The organism is Echinicola vietnamensis DSM 17526 (assembly GCF_000325705.1).
GTDB classification, from domain to species: Bacteria; Bacteroidota; Bacteroidia; order Cytophagales; family Cyclobacteriaceae; genus Echinicola; species Echinicola vietnamensis.
In genome coordinates this window covers 298,333-322,955 of sequence record NC_019904.1, presented here as the reverse complement: position 1 = coordinate 322,955, position 24,623 = coordinate 298,333, and the positions used below count along the sequence as shown (strand labels likewise).

The following is a 24,623-nucleotide window of genomic DNA, read 5'->3' as shown; positions in this document are numbered from 1 at the left end:
AAAGTATTGAGCGAAGCGAAGGAAACATATCGAATCATGATCAGTGGAGGGGGAACTGGCGGACATATTTATCCTGCCATTGCGATCGCCCACGCTTGGACTGCCCGGTATCCGGAAAGTGAAGTCCTCTTCGTCGGTGCCGAGGGAAAGATGGAGATGCAAAAAGTCCCAGAAGCAGGTTATACCATTGAGGGCTTGCCCGTGGCGGGCCTTCAGCGGAGGCTAACCTTGCAAAACCTGAGTTTTCCCTTTAAGCTTTGGGACAGCATAAACAAAGCCAAGAAGCTGATCAAGCGCTTTAAGCCACATGCGGTGGTAGGTGTAGGCGGATATGCCAGTGGGCCGTTGCTTTTTGTGGCCCAGCAGCAGGGAATTCCTACGCTGATACAAGAGCAAAATTCCTTTGCAGGATTGACCAATAAGCTCTTGGCAAAAAAGGCGCAAGCGTTCTGTGTGGCTTACGCGGGAATGGAAAAGTTTTTTCCGGCAGACAGGATCCATTTTACGGGAAATCCTGTGCGGAAGGACATCTTGGAATTGGCTTCCAAGAAGGAAGAGGCATGGTCCCACTTTGGTCTGAGTAAGGATCGGCCGGTGATTTTGGTGCTGGGAGGAAGCCTGGGAGCCAGAACCATCAATGATGCGGTGGTGGCCTCCATGGAGCACATGGTAGCACAAGGCTATCAGGTCCTTTGGCAGACCGGGAAGTTTTATTTTGAAGAAATGACGGCCAAGCTGGCTACGGCCAAGCTAAGCCATGTACATGCGATGGCATTTATCCGGGAGATGGACTTGGCCTATGCGGCGGCAGATCTGGTGATTTCCAGGGCGGGAGCCTTGTCGGTGTCCGAATTGAGCCTGGTGGGCAAACCGGTGATCTTCATACCCTCTCCCAATGTGGCCGAGGACCATCAGATGAAAAATGCCTTGGCCTGTGTCGAGCAACATGCAGCGGTGCTGCTGCGCGATGATGAAGCAGTAGCGGGACTGGCTGCTCAAGTGGATGAATTGATGAGTGATCCTGAACAAATGGATCGACTTGGTGAAAATATAAAGAAAATGGGCAAGCCAGATGCTGCCCTTGAAATCGTAAAGCAATTGGAGACTTTGATCAAATGAATTGGGATAAGTTACATAGTGTATATTTTCTGGGAATCGGCGGGATTGGCATGAGTGCCATTGCCCGGTGGTTTAACCACATCGGTATCCCGGTAAGCGGTTATGACAAGACGCCCTCACCTTTGACCAGAAAACTGGAAGAAGAAGGGATGCGGATTACCTATGAGGATACGTTAGAGACGATTCCATCGGCGATCAGGGGCGATAAAGAACATGTGCTGATCGTATGGACACCGGCCATTCCGAAGGATAGTGTGCAGCTAAATTTCTTCCAACAGGAAGGTTTTGACCTGAAAAAGCGCTCTGAAGTGCTGGGTATGATTACCGCTACAATGTACACGGTTGGCGTGGCAGGCACACACGGCAAGACCACTACTTCCAGCATGGTGGCGCATATGCTGAAATCGGCCGGAAAGAACATTGCAGCGTTTTTGGGTGGGCTGACCCAGAACTATGAGAGTAACCTTATTCTACATGATGAGGAAAATGAGGAGCAGCCCATCGTAGTGGTAGAGGCAGATGAGTTTGACCGTTCCTTTTTGCGGTTACACCCGAATGTAGCAGTGGTTACCAGTGTGGATGCAGACCATTTGGATATTTATGGTGATGCTCAGGAGCTTACAAGGAACTTCGAACAGTACATAGATTTGCTTCCAGAAGATGGGGTATTGTTTATTCAAAAAAATGCCCTTCAGAAGCTAAATAGGAATGATTTTGGCAGTTTGACTTTGCGTCAATATGGATTGGGAGAAGGAGCTGTCAGGGCAGAAAATATCAAGGCGGGTATCGCCTCTTTTGAGTTTGATTATGTCAGCGAGGAGAAAATCCTCAAAGGCTTGATTTTGAGGGTTCCGGGCTTTCACAATGTGGAAAATGCCTTGGCCTCGGTTTCCATCGCCCTGCACTTTGGGGTCAGTGAGGAAGCCATTCGTAAGGGGCTGGAGACCTTCAAAGGAGTAAAGCGGCGGTTTGAGATCAAGCGCCAGGATGAAAAGGGTGTTTTCATTGATGATTATGCACATCATCCGGAGGAAATCCGGGCTTTTTTAAAGTCGGTGAAAGCCATGTATCCGGAGCAAAAGCTTACGGCAGTATTTCAGCCGCACCTGTATACCAGGACAAGGGATTTTGCAGACGGGTTTTCCGAGGCCTTGTCCTTGGCGGATGAGGTGATTCTGCTGGACATTTATCCAGCAAGGGAGTTGCCAATTGACGGGGTAAATGCAGCGATGCTGCTGGAAAAGATCAGTGCACCCCAAAAATCCCTGCATTCGAAGGAAGATTTGCTGGGATATTTGGACAAGCAGCGTCCAGCCGTATTGGTAACGTTGGGCGCAGGAGATATCGATCGATTGGTAGAGCCGATCAATAATCTGATAGCACAATGGGATTGAAGCAATTGAAAATAAAGCAATCATTCATTTTCACCGCTTTGGTACTGGTGTTGGTCGTGTTTATTGGCTTTGTGGAGAAAAAAGGAGCCGAGCGAAGTTACCATGGGTTGTCCGTAAAGGTCAACGGCATCAGTGATGTGTACTTTGTGGAGGAGGATGAGATAAAGAGTATGTTGCTGAAGACATTTCCGAATCTATCGGAAGGCGCCAAGCTCGCCTCTATCCAGTTGAGTAAGCTGGAAGAAAAGGTAGAGAGCCACCCTTTTGTGAAAAATGCGGAGGTGTACAATGACCTAAAGGGAGATGTCCTGGTGACGATCGATCAATATCGGCCGATGGCACGGATTACCCGGCCGCTGGCTGCGGATGGGTACATTTCGGCAGAAGGCCTGATCCTACCGACCTCATCCCATTATACCTCCCGGGTATTGATCATCTCGGGGAAGGGCGTGGACGACTTGCTGGCCGCAAAGGATTTGAGCAAGGAGCATCAATCGCTTTTGGACATGATCCATTTTATTGACGAGAGTGACTTTTGGAGTGCACAGATAGCCTCCTTAGAAATAGATAGGAATGGAGACATTAGTTTGTTTCAGCAGGTCGGTAGACAGGAGATTGAGTTCGGCAAACCTGTGGATATAGAGGATAAATTCGATCGAATAAATTTATTCTATGAAGAAATTATTCCCAAGAAGGGCTGGGATGCCTATTCGAGGGTAAACGTGAAATTTAAGGATCAAATCATTTGTGAATAATTGATATAGCTATGGAAACTGAAAAATTAATCGTAGGACTGGACATTGGCACCACGAAGATTTGTGCGATCATCGGGCGCAAAAACGAATTTGGAAAGCTAGAAGTGCTTGGCATGGGCAAGGCCGTATCGGATGGCGTAATCCGGGGCATAGTGACCAATATTGACAAGACGGTAAATGCGATTCAAAAGGCCGTGAATGAAGCTTCTGATATGGCGGAAGTGGATATTAGAGAGGTCATTGTGGGGATCGCAGGGCAGCATATCCGCAGTTCGGTCCATCACGGGGTGATCATCCGTAACACCAAGGATGATGAGATCACCATCGAAGATGTACGTCGCCTTTCCAATGATATGGAGAATATCGTCGTGCCTCCCGGAAATACGATTATTCACGTGATGCCTCAGGATTATACGGTGGATTATGAAGATGGTATCAAAGACCCAGTGGGCATGTCCGGCGCCCGTTTGGAAGCAGATTTCCACATCATTACCGCACAGACCACAGCTATCAACAATATCAACCGATGTGTGAAAAGGGCAGATCTTCATTCCCAAGACCTGATCCTGGAGCCATTGGCAAGTTCACTTTCCGTTCTCAGTGATTTGGACAAGGAAGCGGGATGTTGTTTGGTGGATATTGGTGGTGGTACGACCGACATAGCTATTTTCTACGATAATATCATCCGTCATACCGCCGTCATTCCTTTTGGGGGCAATATCATTACCTCTGATATCAAGGAAGGATGCATGGTGATGCAAAACCAAGCTGAATTGCTGAAGACCAAATTTGGTCGGGCCATAGCGGAAGAGGCCAATCCAAATGAGATAGTTTCCATTCCTGGGTTGCGAAACCGTCCGCCAAAAGAGATTTCCGTCAAGAATTTGGCGCATATCATTGAAGCCCGCATGGAAGAGATCATCGAGATGGTGCAGTCCGAGATCGTGGCCAGTGGTCTTTACAAGAAATTGGCCGGAGGCATCGTGCTGACGGGAGGAGGTTCCCAGCTGCAGGGAGTAGGGCAGCTATTTGAATACATGACGGGATTGGATACCCGGATCGGCTATCCGAATGAGCACCTAGGCAAATCCAAGATAGAAGAAGTGAAAAGCCCAATGTTTGCCACGACGGTAGGATTGGTGTTGGCAGGCTTTAAGGCCTTGGATGACCGTGAAGACGTTTACCGTCAGCGGCAGGTGCCCGGAAAGCCGGATAAGCGTGCCGAGCTGCCAGGGAAAGACATCTTCGGCAGCATTCGCAGACGCTTAAAGGATTTTATTACAGACGATTTAGGAGATGAGGAAAACTACTGATGGTAATGGAATACCGGTAGTAACCCAAGATAAATAGAAATACAGTTCACCAAAAATTGAGGAAATAATGTCAGATATTATGAGAGATTACAAATTTGATATTCCTAAAAACCACAAATCTATCATCAAGGTGATAGGCGTGGGAGGAGGTGGTTCCAATGCAGTGAACCACATGTTTGGACAAGGAATAAAGGATGTGGAGTTTGTGGTGGTCAATACAGACGCCCAGGCGCTGAAAAGCAGCCCGGTGCCACTGAAGCTTCAGATTGGTGCAAACCTGACCGAAGGACTCGGGGCAGGTGCCAATCCCGAGAAAGGTAAGAATGCCGCCCTCGAAAGCAAGGAAGAAATCAGAGAGCTATTGGCCGATAATACCAAGATGGTGTTTATCACCGCTGGAATGGGAGGAGGCACCGGTACGGGAGCCGCGCCCGTATTGGCCAAAATCGCCAAGGATATGGATATCCTGACCGTTGGCATCGTGACGGCGCCATTTATTTTTGAAGGCCGCAAGAAAACCGGTGCTGCCCAAAAGGGAATCGAAGAGCTCCGGGCCAATTGCGACACGGTACTGGTGATCCTGAATGACAAGCTACGGGAAGTTTATGGCAACTTGCCTATCCGTTCTGCTTTTGGAAAAGCCGATAACGTGCTGACCACGGCAGCCAAATCGATAGCGGAGATCATTACCGTTCACCAAGATGTAAACGTCGATTTTGAAGATGTTAAGACCGTGATGAAAGACGCTGGAGCGGCCGTCATGGGATCGGCTACCGAAGAGATGGAAGGCCGAGCCATCAAAGCTGCCGAGAAGGCCATCGCTTCACCATTGCTCAACAACGTGGACATCAAGGGAGCGCAAAAGATCCTGCTTTCCATTATGTCCGGTGAAGAAGAGGAGCTTTCCATGGATGAGTTGAGTGAAATCACCGAGTACATCCAAGATAGGGCCGGAGATGATGCCGAGGTGATCTTTGGACAAGGCATTGATCCTGATCTAAAGAAAGCCATTCGTGTGACGGTGATCGCCACGGGGTTCCAGACAGGAGAGCTGGCCAAAGGGTCATTTAAAGAAGAAAGGGAGCCGCAGCAGGAAGAAAACACCAAGAAGGTGATTGACCTGGATTCTGGTAAAACCACCAAAGTGGAAGAGGATAATGCTTCTGCAGGGCAGACGTTTACCTTTACCATCCAGCAGCCAACTCCTGCCAATAACCATAAACAGGAAGAGCAGCGTTCCACTAGCCCAGCTAACCAGCAGCCGCAAGTGGATACCGAAAACGAGCAGGCACACGATGATGGGGAATTTGAGTTCGTTCCCGCAAATCCGGAGAAAAAAGTGACGCCACTCTACGATGATGAACCGGAACAGCCCAAGGCACAGCAGCCTCAGGAGACCCATACCTCATCACCGGCTGGATATGCCAACGAATACTATGAGCAAATCAAGCAAAAGGCCATGCAAAGGGCCCATGAGCGATTTGAACGGTTGAAAAACCTCAGAGCGGTAAATCAGACCCCTGAAGAGTTCAAAGAGAAGCTTGATACGCCTGCTTACTTAAGGAAAAATGTAAAACTCCAGGATGTGCAACATAGCTCAGAAACCAACATCTCCAAGTTTAACTTGAACGATGACAATGAGATTCTGGGCAATAACCGGTTTTTACATGATAATGTTGATTAACTAAAAGTCAATCAACATCGCTGCTTGGGTTTTTAAAAGGTCTATGTAAAACTTGTTGGTGAGCAAGTTATTAGACATATTTTCCTCAATTTTTGCAAGTTTTGGCTTATTCGCCAGGACATGCATGCCCAAGTAGTGGAATATGTCGGTAAGGTGGCTCAATGCGATGCCACCACCGCCTATTCCAGATGACAGGCCGACCATGGCACACTTTTTACCTCTAAATGTATTGGGATAGGTCATCCCGTCAATAAACGATTTTAAGATCCCGGGAAATGATCCATTATACTCAGGGACAATAAACACAAATTTACTGCCTGCTTTTACATCCTCGTGAAGGGTATTGTAGGCCTGGTTTTGGCCGTTGTTTTCATATAGGGCGGAAAATATAAAATCATCAGGGAGCTCTCTAAGGTCAATGATGCTGGAGGCAACCCCCTTTTCCTGCAGGATTTCTTGATATTGTGAAGCAATGGTTTTGGATACCGCGTTTTTTCTATTGGTTCCAATAATTATCTTTATCATGAGTACAAGTACTTATTACTTTTAAAATTTGGTGATTTTGATGCCCTGTGGCCATCTTTACACGCCCAATGATTCAACAGATATCATCTGGGACTGACTTGCCGAGGTTTTCCGCCCGGTGTCCGAAAGGTTCTTCAAGGCGAATACCGAATGGAACAAGGATCCTACAGGCAAGCCACTGTTCGGTACAACACTAAAATTAAAAGGAAAGATTTCCATAAACCAAACAAAGATGAAAAAACCAGCTTCCGCTACCGATTATCTCGAGCAAATCACTGCTGCGGTCACGTACATTTCAGAACAGCATCCATTTATTCCAGAGGTTGGGATCATATTAGGAACCGGCTTGGGACAACTTATCGATAAAATTGAGGTGGAGGCATCGCTGTCTTACAAGGATATTCCCTGCTTTCCGATTTCTACAGTGGAGACCCATGCCGGTGAATTGGTTCTGGGGACACTCCATGGGGTGCCTATCGTGGCGATGAAAGGGCGTTTTCACTATTATGAAGGATATGATATGAAAGCGGTAACCTTTCCTGTGAGGGTGATGCGGCAGTTAGGAATCAAGCAGCTCATCGTATCGAATGCGGCTGGAGGCTTGGATCCGGCCTTCGAGGTAGGGGATGTCATGCTGATCAACGACCATATAGACCTGTTTCCCGAAAATCCACTGCGTGGCAAAAACCTCGATGATTTTGGCGTGCGGTTTCCAGATATGAGTGAACCTTATGACCAGGGATGGCTGGAAGCAGCAGTGAGAGTGGCCAAACAGGAGGGGATAAAGGTCCATCAGGGCGTCTATGCCGGTGTGCAGGGGCCTAATTTGGAAACCAAGGCGGAGTACCGGTACCTGCGGACCATTGGTGCCGATGCAGTGGGCATGAGTACGGTGCCGGAGGTGATCGTGGCAAGACAGATGGAACTACCCGTTTTGGCGATGTCCGCCATTACTGATTTATGCTCCCCCGGCAAAGTGAAGAAAATTTCCATCCAAGAGGTCATTGCAGCGGCAGCCATTGCTGAGCCCAAAATGACCCGTATTATTGCTTCCTTGATCCGTCAGTGGAGCGATCACTGATGGCGGTCCTGTAAAAAGGCCTGTTTTTATCCAGACGGTTTTTTGGAAAACCTTACCATAATAGGAGGGGGCTTGGCATTTCCAAAATGCCAATTTTCCAGTTTTAGGTGTTTTAAAATCAGTGGGATTTTTGTATGTTAAGGTATGGCAAATTACAGATTGAAAATACTTGAGATTACACCGGTGACCCATGATGTTAACCGGTATAAAGTGGAAAAACCTCGTGGCTACCAATTTACACCTGGGCAGGCCACGGAGGTGAGTTTGCTGCAAGCAGGGTGGGAAGCAGAAAAGCGACCTTTTACGTTTACCAATTTACCTTCTGATGATCACTTGGAGTTTATCATAAAATCCTACGACGATCATGAGGGCGTGACCAAAAGATTGGCAAGTCTGTCGGTAGGTGATGAAGTGGAGATCGGTGATCCCTGGGGAACCATTTCCTTTAAAGGAGAAGGTGTTTTCATTGCTGGAGGAGCAGGGATTACGCCATTTATTTCGATTTTGCGACACCTCCGTAAGAAAAACCAAGTGGGGAAAAGCATTTTGATTTTTGCCAATAAAACCAATGATGATATTATTCTTTTTGAGGAACTGAAGGCCATTTTAGGCCATAAGTTTATCAACATTATTGCCAAGCAAAAAGATACGGCCTATGACAAGGGGCTGGTGGATCAAGCATATTTGAAATCAAAAATTTCAGATTTTGATCAGCACTTTTATGTTTGTGGGCCTCCGGGATTCATGAAAGCCGTGACCAGCTCTCTAAAAACCCTTGGGGCGGATCCTGATACCTTAGTCTTCGAACAATAAAAAATAAAAGGGGCTGTCTTCTTAACTATAGGTGAAGACAGCCCCTTTTTTGTTATGATGCTCGATCCGTGGCAGGGGTGCTTTTTGTGATGCCACAGATAAGCGCCGTTTTATTGATCCATCGCCATATAGTCCACGGTCAAGTAGCTCAGGGCGCGGACGCCCAATAAAAGACCGGATTCATCGATGAAGAAATCTGGGGTATGATGGGCGGCTACTTTAGTGGGGTCTGCCCCTTTGGGCATGCCTCCGAGGAAAATGAACAATCCGGGAACTTGCTGCTGGAAGTAGCTGAAATCCTCCGCGCCTGTGATGGGGTCATGATAGATGACGTGTTCTTCCCCGGCGACAGTTTTCAGCGTGTTGACCATTTTTTCTGTAAGCCCGGGATCGTTAATCGTAGCCGGATAGATCTTGTCTATATCCACGTCAACCGTGGCACCTGCTGCTTCGGCAGTGTGGGTGGCAATGTCGTGGATCCGCTGGTGGATAAGCTCCTGCTGAGCCGTGCCATAGGTCCTGACAGTGCCGAGCATTTCCACCTTTTCGGGAATGATGTTTTGGCGTACACCGCCGTGAATACTGCCAATGGTGACAATGGCGGGATTTTCAGTGATGTTGACGTTTCTACTGATGATGGTTTGGAGGGCGGAGATCATTTGGGAAGAAGTGACAATGGGATCCACCGAAGACCAGGGATAGGCACCGTGGGCTTGGCGACCATTAACGGTGAGTTTGAGGTTGTCCACCGCCGCCATGGCAGGGCCAGACCGGTACTTAATGTCTCCCACTTCGGTTTGGGAATTGATGTGAAGCCCAAATACCGCATCCACACCATCCATAACCCCTTCTTCGACCATTTGCTTTGCTCCCCAAGAGGAAATGCCTTCTTCGAATACCCCTTCTTCGGCAGGTTGAAAGATGAATTTCACCGTACCGTGCAGGTCATTTTTCATGGAAGACAGCACCTCGGCCACTCCCATCAGGATGGCCACGTGGGTATCGTGTCCGCAGGCATGCATGATGCCGATTTCCTGCCCGTTGTAAACGGTCTTTTTGGTGGATTTGAAGGGAAGATCGTTACGCTCCGTGACCGGGAGGGCGTCCATGTCGGCACGGAGTGCTACCGTTGGTCCGGGATGATCACCTTTTAGCAGTCCCACCACTCCGGTGACGGCCACTTTTTCTTCCACTTCGAGTCCCAGCGACCGTAGATGCGAGGCAATGAGCTTTGCCGTCCGCGTTTCCTGATTGCCCAGTTCAGGGTTTTGATGGATGTCACGTCTCCATTCGATTACCTTCGGTTCGATAGAAGTGGCTTGATCATCAATTTTACGATGAAGGGAGGATTGGCCCCAGACAGAGCCTCCAAAGAAAATACAAATGAGCAGTAAGTATGGTTTTGACATGGTTTTATGAATTGCTGGTTATACAATTTAAGAAAAGATGGAAGGGATAAAAATTAGGCGTTAAGAACTTTTAATAAGTTTTTAGTTTGAAATGTTTTATAACTCCAAAAAAAGGGACAATTTGGGGTGATTTTGCACATAACCGCATCAATTTATTCACCATGGTATTAGCAGGAAAGACAGCAATAGTTACAGGAGTAAGCAAAGGAATAGGATTGGAAGTGGTTCGCCGACTGCTTGATAAGGACGTTATCGTAGCGGGTTGGGGAAGAACCCGGCCATCGCTGGAGCACGAGCGATTTCATTTCTTTTCGTGCGATGTGTCTGATCCATCTTCGGTGGACCAGGCTTACGAGGAGACTGGAAAGGCACTGGGCCACGATATCAGGATTCTCGTGAATAACGCCGGATACGGAAAAATCGGGAAAATCGATGAAATGAGCATTGAAGATTGGAAGGGGATGTTTGACGTGAATGTCCATGGGATTTTTTACGTGACCCGAAAAGTGGTGCCCAACATGAAAGCGCAAGATGAAGGCCATATCCTCAATGTGGCTTCCATTGCAGGGCAGAATGGCGTGGCAAACATGGCCGGTTATTGCGGGACCAAGCATGCAGTAAAAGGAATTTCCCATGCCCTGTACATGGAATTGAGGGAATTTGGCATTAAGGTGTCTACGATCTATCCGGGATCCGTTCGTACGCATTTCTTTGATGATATCGAAGGGATGGATGCCCATGAAAATATGATGAGGCCTGAAGACGTGGCGATGACCATTGTGCAGACGTTGGAGACCCATCCCAATTATTTTGTAGCGGAGGTGGAATGCCGGCCGTTACGACCAAAAGGAAAAAAATAAGATGTCGCTGGAGGTAAAGGAGCTAAGCAAATATTATGGGCAGCAGCGGGCCTTGAAAGAGGTGAGTTTTACTGCGGAGAAAGGGCAGGTGTTGGGCTTTTTGGGGCCAAACGGGGCTGGTAAATCCACCACGATGAAAATTGCTGCAGGCTACCTTCTTCCAGATGGAGGCGATGTCTTGGTAAATGGCGTTTCTGTCATGGACCATCCCCAAGAGGTCAGCAAGATGATCGGCTATCTTCCAGAGCATAATCCCTTGTACCTGGAAATGTACGTCAGGGAGTTTTTGTCCTTTATGGCCGGACTGTATCAGTTGAAAGGAAAGAAGGCCAAGGCGCGCATTGATGGAGTAGTAGAGGCCTGTGGACTGGGGGACGAGCAACATAAAAAAATCGGCGCGCTCTCGAAAGGCTACCGACAGCGTGTTGGGCTTGCCAAAGCCTTGGTGCACGATCCAGCGGTCATTATCCTGGATGAGCCTACTTCAGGCCTGGACCCAAACCAGCTGGTGGATATTCGAAAGTTGATCAAGTCCATCAGCGCTGAAAAGACATTGGTCCTCAGTACTCATGTGATGCAAGAAGTGGAGGCCTTGTGCGAAAAAGTGGTCATCATCCATCAGGGAAATGTCGTGAGCCAGGATTTGCTGGCTAACTTAAAATCTGATAATTCGGAGATGGTGCTGTATTTGGAAACGCAAGAGCGGCTGAGAGAAGAGTGGTTTGCAGCGATGGAGGGGCTTGGTGAATTGCACGTATTGGGCGATGGGTATTTTCAACTCAAAGCCGTCAACCCTACCATCTTGAGAAAGGAGATCATGGAGCTCATCAGTGAAAAGTCCCTTTCTTTGCTCAGCCTTCGACAAGAGGAGCGAAACCTGGAATCCATATTTCGACAATTAACCGGTACGAAGGAATGATCAGCTTAGTGTACAAAGAATTCAACGCTTTTTTCAACCACCTCACAGGTTACCTGATCATCTCCGTGTTTCTGGTGGCCTTGGGGCTCTTGGTGTGGGTGTTTCCCGAGACGAGCGTGCTGGCGTATGGTTTTGCGGACTTGGAGGCGTTGTTTGTGTATACGCCTTATGTATTTGTCTTTATGGTTCCTGCCATCACCATGCGCATGATTGCTGAAGAAAAGAAAAGTGGCAGTTGGGAATTGCTAATGACCGCACCTTTAAAGCCCCATCAGATTGTATTGTCCAAATACATGGCTGCCGTGATGGTCGTCTTGTTGGCCGTATTGCCCACATGGCTATATTATTTCAGCATTTACCATCTGGGAGCCCCAATGGGCAATATTGATACTGCGGGTTTTCTTGGCTCTTTTTTGGGCATGTTGCTGATAGGAGGGGTGTTTGCAGCGATTGGTCTCTTCAGTTCGGCATTGACCGACAATCAGATTACGGCGTTTGTCATTGGAGCGTTCTTGAGTTTTGTCCTTTATTTTGGATTTACCGCTTTGGCGGATATACTTTCCACCAGTAGGTGGGTGTTGATGGTGGAAGAACTCAGCTTGGGCTATCATTACGAAAGTCTAAGCCGGGGGGTGATTGCCAGCGGTGACGTGTATTACTTTTTAGGATGGATCGTTTCCTTGATGATCCTCACCACGCTAATGATCAGAAAACGATGAAGCAACAATCCCGAGACGTTCGTCAAAAAAGCAGGAAGTGGCTCTTGAGCGGCATTGCCATGCTGGGGCTGGTGTTGGTGACCCTTTTTTTACTGAATAAATTCACGCGGTTCAGGATAGACTTGACCGAAGAGCAGCGCTTTACCCTGCATGCTTCTACGAAGGAGATTTTAGCGGGGTTGGAGGAGCCTTTGGAAGTGGATATTTTACTTTCAGGCAAGCTGCCTGGAGGAATGCGGAGGTTTCAGCAGCAGATCGAGGCTACGGTGGAAACGTTTAATGCGTACAGTGGGGCGCCCATTTCAGTCAGGTACTTTGATCCCATGGGAATAGAAGATAAACAGGAAAGGGATGAATATATCATCTACCTCGCGGAATTTGGCATCAATCCTACCAACCTGTTTGCCACTGAAAATGGTGCTCAAACGTCAAGGCTTATTTTCCCGGGTGTCATCATTCGAAATGCTACGCATGAAACCGGTGGGCTGCTTTTAAATGGGAACAGGGGCATGTCACCGGACCAAATACTCAATTTGTCCGTGGAAAATTTAGAGTATGAGCTGATCAATATGGTGCGCATGCTGGTCCAGCGGGAAAAGCAAGCGGTCGCAATGATCACCAATCACGGAGAATTACAGGGAGACCAAGGGTATGGAATTGTAGAGGCACTTTCTGAAGATTACGAAGTGTACAAAGTGCCCCTGCAGAAAGCCAAAGGTGTGGAGGATTTGCTCAGTTTTGCAGCCATTATCGTGGCGGGCCCCAGAGACGCTTATTCCAAGCGGGAAGTATACTTGCTGGACCAATACCTTATGCGGGGAGGCAAGCTGCTGCTGGCAATTGACCCTGTGGCTGTGGATATGGAAAAAGCAGGTGGGGAAGGAACCGTGGCGGTAGGCTTTGATACGGGCCTGGACCGGATGCTGTTCAAATACGGTGTGCGCATCAATAAAGATCTAATCCAAGACATGAATTTTGGGTATTACCCGGTGGTGGCGGGAGAATTCGGCAATCAATCGCAAATCGTCCCCCTCCCTTGGCCGTTTTATGTGGTGGCCAATACCATGAGCAGTCATGTGATTGTCAAAGGCTTTGACCAAGTGATGTTTCGGATGGTAAGCTCGCTCGATACGGTAAAGGCCACAGGGGTGAAGAAGACGCCGCTGATCTTTAGTGGCCAGTACAGCAGGAAGATGCCACAGCCTGTCAGGGTAGCCTTTGAAGACATGTCCCAGGAGCCGGCCATTTCACTTTTTAACCAAAAGAACCTTCCCTTGGCGTACTTGCTGGAGGGGACTTTTTCTTCCGTTTTTGAGAATAGGTTTTTGCCAGAGGCCTTCGAGGTAGATCCAGACTTCAAGGAAAAGTCCGATGGAGGTGCGCTGATCGTGACTGGCGATGGAGATTGGTTGCAGGGGGAACAGGACCCGACTACCGGAGATCCGCTGCCATTGGGCACAGATCCCAATACTGAGGCAAACTTTGCCAATCGCGAGTTGCTCCAAAATATGTTAAGGTATTTGGTGAATCCGGACGGGATCATGGCCACCCGAAGCAAGGAACTGAAAATCCGACCGCTTGACAAAAAGCGGGTTGAGCAGGAAAAGACGTTTTGGCAGGTGCTCAATATAGCCCTTCCAGTAGGGCTAGTGCTTTTGATTGGCTTGGCAAAAGTGTACTTCCGCAGGCGAAAATATGGCCGAAAGGGATAGAAAGTGTCTGGTTTTAAAAGCCAATGGACGGGGAAGTTTGTTAGGTATGGGAGCGAAAGGATGACGATTAATATTTTTTGGCTAGAAATTGGCCATCGGTACCTGCTTTTCTAATTTTATTTATAAATTTACCCTGTTGAAAACTAATTGAAATATAAGCCTCAGGTTGGAGCAATGGGATTTGGTGGTTTTTTAAAACATACTTGTCCGAATGCTGGCTTCGACCTTGAATAACTAAATCATATTCGCATGAAATTTATTGTTTCTTCTTCAGCTCTTTTGAAGCAACTTTCGGGAATCAATGGAGTGGTGACCACTAATCCGGTAGTGCCGATACTAGAGAATTTCCTTTTTGAAATAAAAGAAGGGAAGTTGACCATTACGGCCTCCGATCTTCAAACTTCCATGATGACAGAGATTGACGTGGAAGCCAAAGAGGATGGGAATATAGCGGTGCCTGCCAGGATTTTGATGGAGACCTTGAAGAATTTGCCTGAACAGCCCGTGACCTTTAGCATCGACCACGATACCTATAGCGTGGAGATCAGCTCGGACAATGGTCGATATAAGTTGGCTGGGGAGAATGCGACTGATTTTCCAAAGATTCCTTCCGTGAGCAATGCGACGGCAGTAGACATGTCGACTGATGTGCTCAGCAGTGCGATCAACAACACCATATTTGCTACGAGCAATGATGAGCTTCGCCCGGCGATGACAGGTGTTTATGTGAATTTGAGCAATACCAATACGACGTTTGTGGCTACCGACGGCCACCGATTGATCCGATACAGGAGAGTGGACATTGCAGCTCCAGAGGCAGCCAGCATCATTGTGCCCAGGAAAGCCCTTAACCTGCTGAAGTCGACCCTTCCCTCTGAAAATATCCCGGTAACGGTAGAGTTCAATAATTCCAATGCCTATTTTAAATTTGGGAATATTCAGATGATCTGTCGATTGGTGGATGAGCGTTATCCAGATTATGAAAATGTCATTCCTGTGGACAACGAAAACAACATGACCATTGACAGGGTGGAGTTTTTGAGCTCTTTGCGTAGAATCGCCATTTATGCCAACAAAACCACTCATCAGGTAAGGTTGAAATTGACAGGAAGTGAACTTCAGATTTCAGCAGAGGACTTGGATTTCTCCAATGAAGCGAATGAAAGATTGTCCTGCGAACACGATGGTGAAGATATCGAAATCGGCTTCAATGCGAAGTTCTTGGTAGAAATGCTAAACAATATCGGTTCCAAGCAGGTGACGCTTAAGTTCAGTGCGCCAAATCGAGCGGGGCTGATTGTACCTAGCGATAAGGGTGAAAACGAAGATATCCTGATGCTCGTAATGCCAGTAATGCTGAACAATTACGTGTAGCAGAAGCCATAAAAGAAAATAAAGAAAGCCACGGTCTGTTTATCAGTCGTGGCTTTTTGTTTGTTCGCCCCTGTTCTATTCCGTAGTGATCTGGCCGATGTTTTCCACCAAGGTATTTTTGAGCAATTCAAAGGGAGTTTGGTTGGAAAGGGAGCACCTGGTGGTTTGGCTTGCTTTATCAATGGAGATGGTGTAGGTGAGGGAGATGTCCGAGCCATCATTTACCGTACATGATATTTCGTAATGTTGTGCATCATCCTGGATGACCTGATAAGTTCCCGCGAGTTGTTTGACCGATTGGTCGTGCTCGTTGACTTGTTCCAGCATGACTTTTTGATCAGGAGTAAAGGTGAAGGTGTGCGCTATGGGAGGAGTTTTTATTTTTTGGCCGTTGATGACCATGTCTTTGCCATTCTCGTCCTTGACGACTGATTCAGGGGCAGTGCCCATGAAACTGCCCAGGTAGTATGGGACATTGTTGCCGTTGAGTTGTGTGACGGATGTTTGTGTCGCGTTTGGGTCTCCGTTCGCTTGCTGGGCGGCCGTTAGAGAGGATAACATGGACTTGAGTTGCATGTTGATTCCTTTGTTTATTTCCAGCTCGTTTTGGGTTTCGGTAAGTGCAGCTTTTAAGGATGTTTCACTCTTTTTCAATTCCAAAAGCTGATTGTCCAGGGAGTTGAGGTCTTCGAGTAGCCCTTCTTTTTCGTAACCCAGCTTTCGAATGTCTGCTTCGAGGTTGGAGATCTTGGCCTCCAATTGACTGTTTTTCTCCTTTAGCGTGGAGATTTCAGTGGTATGAGCCGTGTAGGCCGCTTCTAAGTCTTTCTTCTTTGAGGGCATTTCTTGGGCATGTAGGGCTGTACTGCCTACTGCCGTGAAAAATAGCGAACAGAGGAATACGGTGTAGATGTTTGTTTTCATAGTAGTTTCTTTTTAGGGGTGAAGGTTAAAATATGATATCGTAGTAGCTAGGATTAAAACAGTTGGTAGTAGTAGGTGTGCAATACAACAGGTAATATACACAAAAATATTGCTTTTATTTAATAGAACACCATTGTAAATGAAGGTGTAATCGCTGTGTGCTTCATTTTTGCCTTGTGTTGTTAAGTAGTCACTTTCATGCTTTCTCTAATTCTTTTTGGCTAGGAAGCGACGTATGCTGTGATACTCCTGTATGTTACGTGTTTTTTAATTTTAGTTAACATTAATGAAATATATAACATGCTGATAAATAGTTTTTTATAAAACTTAATATGTTAAAATGGGCACATGTTTTGCTCTAATGTTATCAAATTGTTAATTTTATTAATATTAACTTAATAAAGAAAGGAGGGAAGATGAAAAGGTTGTTGATTTGTGTAGTGGTGGTGTTTGCGGGGATATGTCACGCAATGTCCCAAGAGTGGGATTTGGAATCTTCCGTGTTTGAGAATGCTGCTGAGAAGCAATTGTTTTTGGGTGATCCAGCTCCTAAGGATTTGTTGATGGCCCTACATGCTGCTGAGCATATCGAAACCGCTTCGCTTGATAAGTTGATCGAGAAATTAGATAAGCGGTCTCAGAAAAAGGAATATACAGAGTGGTTTCTGGAAGAAGTGTTTTATAAGGCGCATCAGTATGTGCTGAAAACCTATATTAAGCATAGTTCTTTCAATGAAGCATTGACAACCGGTGCTTACGACTGTGTAAGTGGTTCAGCCATTTATGGTTTGCTATTGGATCGGTACGGGTTTGATTTTGAGGTGATCGAAACGGATTATCATGTTTTTTTGCTGGTGCACGTAGAAGATGGTAAAACCTATGTGTTTGAGAGTACCGAGCCGCGGGCCGGTTTTATAAAAGACCAAGAAGCCGTGGCGGAATATATATCGTTTTTTAATCATCAAGTAGTGAGGGGAAAAACGAAGCAATTGGCTGAGCTGGGAAGTGTTATGGCTCAATTTACGGAGTATAATACCATTTACACTTCGATTTCCTTGCGGGAATTAGCAGGGTTACAGTATTATAATGATGCCGTCCACCATTTCAATGAAGGTGATGTGGCCATGGCTTATAAGCAGTTGGCGAAAGCAAAAAGTTTATACCCTTCGGATCGTGTGGTGAGCCTATATGATTATATGGCAGCTGTGCGTGAAGGGGACAAGAAGTTAGCAGGGAGATAACTGATACTTTTTAATGATAAAGCCGGTAGGACTACCTACCGGCTTTTGTTTTTTAGACGGATTTCAGAATTAATCGATCCGGACAATGTCTGCTCCCAGCGCATTCAGCCGTTGGTCAATGTACTGGTATCCCCGGTCGATTTGTTCGACATTGTCAATGATCGACTGGCCTTCAGCAGAAAGCGCTGCAATCAAGAGGGAAACACCTGCTCTGATATCTGGAGAGGTCATTCGGATGCCTTTCAGCGGGTATTTTCGGTCCAAGCCTATGACCGTAGCCCTGTGCGGGTCACAAAGAATGATCTGCGCGCCCATGTCAATAAGTTTGTCGACGAAGAACAGACGGCTTTCGAACATCTTTTGGTGAACGAGTACAGTGCCTTTGGCCTGGGTGGCCGTTACCAAGACGATACTCAGCAGGTCGGGCGTGAAGCCTGGCCAGATGGCGTCCGCTACGGTAAGGATAGAGCCGTCGATAAATGTTTCGATTTCGTAGTGTTTCTGGGCGGGAATGTGGATGTCATCTCCTCTAAATTCCATTTGGATGCCCATCCGCTTGAAGGTATCCGGGATGATGCCCAAACGATGGATTTGGGCGTCCTTGATGGTGATTTCTGACTGGGTCATGGCAGCAAGGCCAATGAACGAGCCGATTTCGATCATGTCCGGAAGTAACGTATGCTCTGTTCCGTTCAGCTTTTTGACGCCTTCGATATGAAGTAGGTTAGAGCCTACGCCGGTGATGTTGGCGCCCATTCGGTTGAGCATGTCACAAAGCTGCTGGAGGTAGGGCTCGCAAGCCGCATTGTAGATGGTGGTTTTGCCTTCTGCCATGACGGCTGCCATCAGGATATTGGCGGTGCCGGTTACCGATGCTTCATCCAATAGCATATAGGTGCCTTTCAGGGCATGGCCATCGATATTGTAGATTTCCCTTTTGGTGTCATAGTTGAATTTGGCGCCTAATTTTTGGAAGCCCACAAAATGGGTGTCCAGCCTCCTTCGCCCAATTTTATCTCCACCGGGTTTGGAGATTTTACCTTTCCCAAACCTGGCCAAAAGCGGTCCAAGTAACATGACAGAGCCCCGCAAGGAAGAGGCTTTGGTGAGGAACTTATCGGTGTCCAGATAGTCCAGGTCTACCTTGGCGGCATTGAACTGGTAGCTTTCTGGGCCTGTTTTAGAAACCTCGACACCCATGTCTGCCAAAAGCTCAATCAGTTTGTTGACGTCTCGGATGTTTGGGATTTTATGGATATGGACAGTTTCTTCTGTCAAAAGTACAGCACATAGAATCTGTAGTGCCTCGTTTTTGGCACCTTGTGGGGTGATCTCGCCTTTAAGTTTTAATCCCCCTTTTACTCGGAATGAGGACATTAATTTCTACGTTTTTTGTAATTACCTCCGTTGTTTCTTCTTTTGCCACCTCTTCTTCCACCACCGCTGTTGGTGTTGGAGGAGTTCTCTTGGGTGTTGGTCTTGAAATCCCTACGGGTGCTGCTTTCAAAAAGCGCATTTTCTTTTACTTTTTCCAAATCAATGTGCAGCTTCCCTTTGGAGAGGGTTTTGATATCGTCAATGATGATGCCGTCATCAAAATTTTCCCTGTTCCAAGTAGAGTGAAAGCTTCTCATCAATTGACCGATGTAGATAATGGCCGCTTCCTGCTCTTCATCATTTTCGATTTCGATGGCATTTTCGATGAGCTTCTCGATATTTCGGCCGTAGTGCTTAAATTTCACTTCCCCCTCAGGATAACCCACCACTTGGGGCTTTTTGCCAAGGAGTTCCTTCTCGGGCATTGGAAAAGGGCTGTCCACATCCAACTCAAAGCCCGACATGATGAACAGGTCATCCCAGAGTTTTTGGTCGTTTTCAGTTTTCAGCTGAGGGTTCAGCTGTTTCATGAGTTCTACAAGCGTATAGGCCTGTTCGGTGCGTTTGGCTTTGTCAGGAACTGTGGAGATATAATCCACCAGTTTCTGGATGTTTTTTCCGTATTCTTTCAAAATTACTGAGTGTTTATGCTTTTCTTTTTCTTCCATACCGTTCCTCAGATTAATTAACGATTGTTTCAAGTTACGAAAAAATGTCGTTAAACGAGTCGGTAGAGCGTATTACTTGTTATAAGTTAACGATTTGGGAATGGGTTTTCTGGGTAAAACTTTAGCAATTATCATTCCACTATCCGAAGCTTAGCAAAGCTAAGTAATAATGTCTTTTCTCCAAAATTGTCAAAGCCAATCGTCGCCTTTTTATTTAATCCTTCCACTTCCACCTTGAGGACCTTGCCAAAGCCGAATTTTGGGTGCTCGACCTTCATTCCTGCGGCCAGGTTACTGGTGTTGGAGGGTTTGAAATCTGGGCTGGGCGTATGGACCTTAGCGGTGGTGTTCTTTCGCACCGATGGGGTTTTGAGCCCCACAAATCCTGACCTTCCCTCGCTATCATTGTTTCTTCCAAAATGACTGCCAGTGGGTTGTTGCCCCCTTCTTTTGGTGACCCTGATGCAGCTGGGGTCGATTTCCTCCAAAAACCTGCTCGGTTCACAATTAAGCAGCCGCCCAAAACGATAGCGTGTGATGGCGTAGCTGAGGTATAGCTTTTCCATGGCGCGGGTCGTGGCCACATAGAAAAGCCGCCGTTCCTCTTCGAGGTCCTCCCGGCTTTGCATCATCATCTGAGATGGAAAAAGGTCTTCTTCCAGGCCTACCACAAAAACCTGCCTGAATTCCAGTCCTTTGCTGGAGTGAATGGTCATGAGTGTGACCGCATCCATTTCATCTTTGTCGCGGTCGTTATCGGTAAGGAGAGCGATCTCCTGAAGAAAAGCACCGAGGTTTTTATCTTCGTTTTCAGGATTGTCCACGTATTCTTTGATGGCATTGAGCAATTCCTGAACGTTTTCGTAGCGGTTGAGGCCTTCGATGGTCTTGTCTTCATACAGTTCCCTGAGCAGTCCCGACTGTTTGGCGATAGTAGAAGCGGCTTCATAGGCGTCTTTTCGCTCTACTTCCATCTGGAAGCTCTTGATCATGGTAGCAAAGTCGCTTACGCTGTTTGATGCCCGTCCAGATAGGAAACTGCTGGAGTTGGTGACCACCTGCCAAAGCGGGATGTCATGCTCATAGGCTGCCACCATCATCTTTTCCACACTGCTGAGGCCGATTCCTCGCTTGGGGTAATTGATGATGCGCTTGAAAGCCTCTTCGTCATCCTGGTTGACCACATAGCGGAAGTAGGCCATGAGGTCTTTGATTTCTTTGCGTTGATAAAACGAAAGTCCTCCTACGATCTTATAGGAGATGTTCATTTTACGAAGTGCTTCCTCCAGCGCCCGGGATTGGGAGTTGGTTCGGTAAAGGATGGCGAAGTCGCTATTTTGTAGCTTTTTGTTATTTTTTTCTTCGAAAATCGTCGAGGCCACCATCCTGCCTTCTTCATTGTCTGAGGCAGATTTGATCAGCTCGATGAGGTCGCCGTTGCCGTTTTGGGTCCATACATTCTTCTTGAGCTGGGCTTTGTTCTTTTCGATGATCGAATTGGCCGCTTCCACAATGTTTTTAGTGGAGCGGTAATTTTGCTCCAGCTTGACCACATGCAGGTCGGGGTAGTCTTTTTCGAAGTTCAGGATGTTTTGGATATCGGCACCTCGAAAGGCATAGATACTTTGTGCATCATCCCCCACCACGCAGATGTTTTGGTGTACGGCGGCCAGTTTTTTGGTGATCAGGTACTGGGACAGGTTGGTATCCTGAAACTCATCCACCAGCACATAGCGGAAGCGCTGTTGGTATTTGTTGAGCACATCGGGATGGTCTCTGAACAGCACGTTGGTATTGAACAGCAGGTCATCAAAATCCATGGCCGAGGACTTAAACAGTCTCTTTTGATAAGCCCTGTAAATTTCGCCCATTCGTGGCTTCATGGCCGCTTCATCATCCGCTTTGATGTAGGGGTCGTTGATGTAGTTTTCCCAAGAGATCAGCCTGTTTTTGGCTCCTGAAATGCGGGAAAGCACAGTGTTTGGTTTATAGACTTTGTCGTCCAATCGTTTTTCCTTGACGATGCTTTTGATCAGGGATTTGCTGTCATCGGTGTCATAGATGGTGAAATTGGAGGGGAAGCCCAATTTTTCGGATTCTACTCGAAGGATCTTGGCAAAGATGCTGTGGAATGTACCCATCCAAGTGTTTCGGGCCTCCAGACCGATCAGCCGCTCGATACGGTTTCGCATTTCACTGGCCGCCTTATTGGTAAAGGTGAGGGCCAAGATCTGAAATGGATCCACGTTTTTGGCTCTGATCAAATGGGCGATCCTGAATGTAAGGACCCGTGTTTTTCCTGATCCTGCACCGGCAATGATCATCAGTGGCCCTTCCGTGTGTTCTACAGCTTCTCGTTGTGGGGGATTTAAACCTTCTAAATAATCCATACTACTTTCCTCCTATAAACCTCAAAGTTAAGAGGAATAGTTTATTTACGTAAAGGTTTTGGGAATTGTAAGGCCAAAGATTGGAAAATTGTAAGTGGATAGGGCGCGGATGCCGCTGATGGTGCTTGAGCGCGGATAAAATATCAGCGTCATCAGTGTGCTATTTTAGTAGGTGTTTGGCTATTTTCATTTATAAAGATGTAGAGGCTTGAATTGAAAGCGATCAAGAGCATGGCAAACCAAAAGCCGTAACGGCTGGAAATCCAGGTAGAAGCCCCAAAACTGTGGGCAATTACCACGAAGAGGAGAAAGATTTTTTGTGCCTTTCCTTTAAGGGATTTTCCGATAATATAGATCAATACCAGCCAAATACCACAAATGAGGAATAGTCCGTAAACATGGTTGCTCATGAAGAATGCGCCTATAGGGTTGCCTTCGTTATAATGCTTCAAATTGCCAGACCAATAGGTGGCAGGTTGATGGTAAATTGTTACTGCAATGTCAAAGATACTTGCCCAAAAAGCTGGTATGAGTAAAAAAGCTTTATTTCTAATATTCATAATACTTCAAGTGATGAAAAATAACAAGATATTACTTGGTAAGGACAAAAACAATGGAATGTTGATCATACAGAATTACATAGGTGTTTGCAATAATAAATTTAGTGTAATTAACCTGCTGTGCTAGTTATCACGTTAAGGTGTCAAGTTAAGCACAAAAATATTCGTTCTATATGATTTAGTGTGGGTAAGTACAATTGCGTTAAGTTGCTGAATCTAGCATATTACCTTACTTAACCTTTGTTACTTTTTTTCTGCAGGTTAAAAAAGTAACCCAAAAACCCCGCTGCGGTGAGCTATCCGACTAAAATCAAAGTCAGCACACACGCAGGCAAACTCCTCCCTTATAGCTGTCATTCAGCTTTTGTGCGGATTCTCGTCAAACAAGCCTGCGTCCTTGCCTGCCCACTTCTTTGATTTCTTAACGTCTGATACCTCAAGGCAGATCCTTTAATAAACACATTTAACTCATTGTTATACCCATTATGTCAGTTGAGTATTAATGAACTACCCACTATAATCCGGATAGTCCCAAAATATTACGTGAAATCCGATGTTTTTAAGTTCTTATGGGTAGGGTTGCATCAAATAGGTAAGGAGGACATTTAGATGGTTTCATTGTCCTTTGAAAAAGAAAATTGTAAGATAATAGAACACAGATATCGCTGATGGTGCTTGGGCGCGGATAAAATATCAGCGTCATCAGTGTGCTATTTTAGTAGGTGTTTGGCTATTTTCATTTAAAGATGTAGAGGCTTGAATTGAAAGCAATCAAGAGCATCGCAAACCAAAAGCCGTAACGGCTGGAAATCCAGGTAGAAGCCCCAAAACTGTGGGCAATTACCACGAAGAGAAGAAAGACTTTTTGCGCCTAAGCGCCTGGCAGTGGATCATGGTTCTGGTATTGTCTTCCGTCTTTGGTCGAGCTTCTTTTCTCTGATATCAGCTGTTTTTCCAGCGGTTGTGCGACCAGAGGTATAGGGCGGGCTCTTCGCGTATATTTTTTTCTACCAAGGTGATAAACTGGTCTGTAATGCTATGTTCGCGCATGTCGTGAGGTGGTTCGGCGACAAAGCGGTAAGTGAATTTATAATGGCCACGTTTTAGTTTGTGGACCTCGGAGAAAATAACGGTCAGGTCAAACCGCTTGGCAAGCTTTTCGGCTCCTTCGAAGAATCCTGTTTCCCGGTGCATGAATTGGGCGTGATAGCGTTGGTCTTCCCGGTTGGGGCGTTGGTCTGCGGCCAAGCCTATGAGGCGAGGGTGGGCCCGATGTTTGATAAAATGCCGCTGAAACTGACTTTTCTCCACCAAATAACCACCAAAGCGACTTCTGATGGTTTTCATGAGTTTTTCGAAAAATGGATTGCTCACTTTTTGATAGACGATTTCGATCCGTTCGTCCACCAGTGCCCGCACGGACAGAGGGTGCCCTTCCCAGTTGAAAAAATGTGACGTAAGCCCAACGATGACTTGCTCTTTCTCCAGAAGGTTACGCAGTAAGTCCATGTTTTCTAACTGGAACCGTTTTTCGATTTCGGCCTTTCCCATGGTCATGAGCTTAATGGTCTCCGCGAAGGAATCGGTAAGGTTACGGTAAAACTTCCGCATGATTTTTTTCAGCTCTTGGTCCGACTTTTCTGGGAAAGCATTTTTGAGGTTGGTCCACACCTCTTTTTTGCGATAACCGACCAAATGGTAAGCGATCAGAAAGAAGCAGTCAGAAACAATATAAAGGCTCCAAAGCGGGAGATAAGAAATTAAGCGAAATGCAAACATTAACAGT

General features: G+C 46.6%; 21 protein-coding genes. 13 read left to right on the top strand and 8 right to left on the bottom strand.

The features are described from left to right. Nucleotides 1-6: 6 nt before the first annotated feature. The 5 genes from murG to ftsZ all read left to right on the top strand — a co-directional run bounded on the left by murG (nt 7) and on the right by ftsZ (nt 6,265). Nucleotides 7-1,119, top strand: a complete 1,113-nt coding sequence (gene murG, locus ECHVI_RS01515; RefSeq protein WP_281168843.1) for an undecaprenyldiphospho-muramoylpentapeptide beta-N-acetylglucosaminyltransferase — start codon at nt 7-9, stop codon at nt 1,117-1,119. Beyond that, nucleotides 1,116-2,513, top strand: coding sequence for a UDP-N-acetylmuramate--L-alanine ligase (gene murC, locus ECHVI_RS01510; RefSeq protein ID WP_015264167.1), 1,398 nt, complete (start codon nt 1,116-1,118; stop codon nt 2,511-2,513). Before murG ends, murC begins: the two co-directional genes overlap by 4 nt. Further along, nucleotides 2,504-3,268, top strand: a complete 765-nt coding sequence (locus ECHVI_RS01505) for a cell division protein FtsQ/DivIB (protein WP_015264166.1) — start codon at nt 2,504-2,506, stop codon at nt 3,266-3,268. Before murC ends, ECHVI_RS01505 begins: the two co-directional genes overlap by 10 nt. Before the next feature lie 11 nt (nt 3,269-3,279). After that, nucleotides 3,280-4,581 carry a cell division protein FtsA gene (ftsA, locus tag ECHVI_RS01500; RefSeq protein WP_015264165.1) on the top strand — a complete coding sequence of 434 codons (1,302 nt, stop codon included), beginning with the start codon at nt 3,280-3,282 and terminating at the stop codon, nt 4,579-4,581. A gap of 79 nt (nt 4,582-4,660) precedes the next feature. Beyond that, nucleotides 4,661-6,265, top strand: a complete 1,605-nt coding sequence (gene ftsZ / locus ECHVI_RS01495; protein WP_015264164.1) for a cell division protein FtsZ — start codon at nt 4,661-4,663, stop codon at nt 6,263-6,265. Here the strand turns inward: ftsZ and ECHVI_RS01490 are convergent, their stop codons facing one another. Then, the gene (locus ECHVI_RS01490) at nt 6,266-6,790 is read right to left on the bottom strand and encodes an NADPH-dependent FMN reductase (protein WP_015264163.1); all 525 of its coding nucleotides are present in this window, start codon (nt 6,788-6,790) and stop codon (nt 6,266-6,268) included. A gap of 232 nt (nt 6,791-7,022) precedes the next feature. Here ECHVI_RS01490 and ECHVI_RS01485 point away from each other — a divergent pair, with 232 nt between their 5' ends. Further along, nucleotides 7,023-7,871 (top strand): purine-nucleoside phosphorylase, encoded by an 849-nt coding sequence (locus tag ECHVI_RS01485; protein WP_015264162.1) that lies wholly within the window; start codon nt 7,023-7,025, stop codon nt 7,869-7,871. 144 nt (nt 7,872-8,015) lie between these two features. Continuing rightward, nucleotides 8,016-8,684, top strand: coding sequence for an FAD-binding oxidoreductase (locus tag ECHVI_RS01480; protein WP_015264161.1), 669 nt, complete (start codon nt 8,016-8,018; stop codon nt 8,682-8,684). Between the two features lie 110 nt (nt 8,685-8,794). Here ECHVI_RS01480 and ECHVI_RS01475 read toward each other — a convergent pair whose 3' ends face one another. After that, nucleotides 8,795-10,093 (bottom strand): amidohydrolase, encoded by a 1,299-nt coding sequence (locus ECHVI_RS01475; protein WP_015264160.1) that lies wholly within the window; start codon nt 10,091-10,093, stop codon nt 8,795-8,797. Nucleotides 10,094-10,254: 161 nt separating this feature from the next. Here ECHVI_RS01475 and ECHVI_RS01470 point away from each other — a divergent pair, with 161 nt between their 5' ends. From ECHVI_RS01470 to dnaN, 5 genes are all read left to right on the top strand, one after another. Then, nucleotides 10,255-10,953: an SDR family oxidoreductase gene (locus ECHVI_RS01470; protein WP_041738249.1), complete on the top strand. Its 699-nt coding sequence runs from the start codon at nt 10,255-10,257 to the stop codon at nt 10,951-10,953. A gap of 1 nt (nt 10,954) precedes the next feature. Beyond that, entirely contained in the window at nt 10,955-11,872 is a 918-nt protein-coding gene (gldA, locus tag ECHVI_RS01465) for a gliding motility-associated ABC transporter ATP-binding subunit GldA (RefSeq protein WP_015264158.1), read from the top strand. Beyond that, the gene (gene gldF, locus ECHVI_RS01460; protein ID WP_015264157.1) at nt 11,869-12,591 is read left to right on the top strand and encodes a gliding motility-associated ABC transporter permease subunit GldF; all 723 of its coding nucleotides are present in this window, start codon (nt 11,869-11,871) and stop codon (nt 12,589-12,591) included. The genes gldA and gldF overlap by 4 nt, the downstream gene beginning before the upstream one ends. Beyond that, nucleotides 12,588-14,303, top strand: coding sequence for a gliding motility-associated ABC transporter substrate-binding protein GldG (gene gldG / locus ECHVI_RS01455; protein WP_015264156.1), 1,716 nt, complete (start codon nt 12,588-12,590; stop codon nt 14,301-14,303). Before gldF ends, gldG begins: the two co-directional genes overlap by 4 nt. Before the next feature lie 249 nt (nt 14,304-14,552). After that, nucleotides 14,553-15,677, top strand: coding sequence for a DNA polymerase III subunit beta (gene dnaN, locus ECHVI_RS01450; RefSeq protein WP_015264155.1), 1,125 nt, complete (start codon nt 14,553-14,555; stop codon nt 15,675-15,677). A gap of 75 nt (nt 15,678-15,752) precedes the next feature. Here dnaN and ECHVI_RS01445 read toward each other — a convergent pair whose 3' ends face one another. Next, a complete protein-coding gene (locus tag ECHVI_RS01445) occupies nt 15,753-16,601 on the bottom strand; it encodes a hypothetical protein (RefSeq protein WP_015264154.1) in 849 nt (282 codons plus the stop codon). Nucleotides 16,602-17,017: 416 nt separating this feature from the next. Here ECHVI_RS01445 and ECHVI_RS01440 point away from each other — a divergent pair, with 416 nt between their 5' ends. Then, on the top strand, nt 17,018-17,842 hold the full coding sequence (locus tag ECHVI_RS01440) for a hypothetical protein (protein WP_015264153.1): 825 nt from the start codon (nt 17,018-17,020) through the stop codon (nt 17,840-17,842). A 69-nt stretch (nt 17,843-17,911) separates the two neighbouring features. On the opposite strand, the gene murA is transcribed toward ECHVI_RS01440, so the two are convergent. The 5 genes from murA to ECHVI_RS01415 all read right to left on the bottom strand — a co-directional run bounded on the left by murA (nt 17,912) and on the right by ECHVI_RS01415 (nt 24,616). Continuing rightward, on the bottom strand, nt 17,912-19,219 hold the full coding sequence (gene murA, locus ECHVI_RS01435; RefSeq protein WP_015264152.1) for a UDP-N-acetylglucosamine 1-carboxyvinyltransferase: 1,308 nt from the start codon (nt 19,217-19,219) through the stop codon (nt 17,912-17,914). Beyond that, nucleotides 19,219-19,887 carry a DUF4290 domain-containing protein gene (locus ECHVI_RS01430; protein WP_015264151.1) on the bottom strand — a complete coding sequence of 223 codons (669 nt, stop codon included), beginning with the start codon at nt 19,885-19,887 and terminating at the stop codon, nt 19,219-19,221. Before ECHVI_RS01430 ends, murA begins: the two co-directional genes overlap by 1 nt. A 131-nt stretch (nt 19,888-20,018) precedes the next feature. Continuing rightward, nucleotides 20,019-22,277, bottom strand: coding sequence for an ATP-dependent helicase (locus tag ECHVI_RS01425; protein WP_015264150.1), 2,259 nt, complete (start codon nt 22,275-22,277; stop codon nt 20,019-20,021). A 152-nt stretch (nt 22,278-22,429) separates the two neighbouring features. After that, entirely contained in the window at nt 22,430-22,837 is a 408-nt protein-coding gene (locus ECHVI_RS01420; protein ID WP_015264148.1) for a hypothetical protein, read from the bottom strand. Nucleotides 22,838-23,779: 942 nt separating this feature from the next. Beyond that, on the bottom strand, nt 23,780-24,616 hold the full coding sequence (locus tag ECHVI_RS01415; RefSeq protein WP_015264146.1) for a lysophospholipid acyltransferase family protein: 837 nt from the start codon (nt 24,614-24,616) through the stop codon (nt 23,780-23,782). Nucleotides 24,617-24,623: the final 7 nt, after the last annotated feature.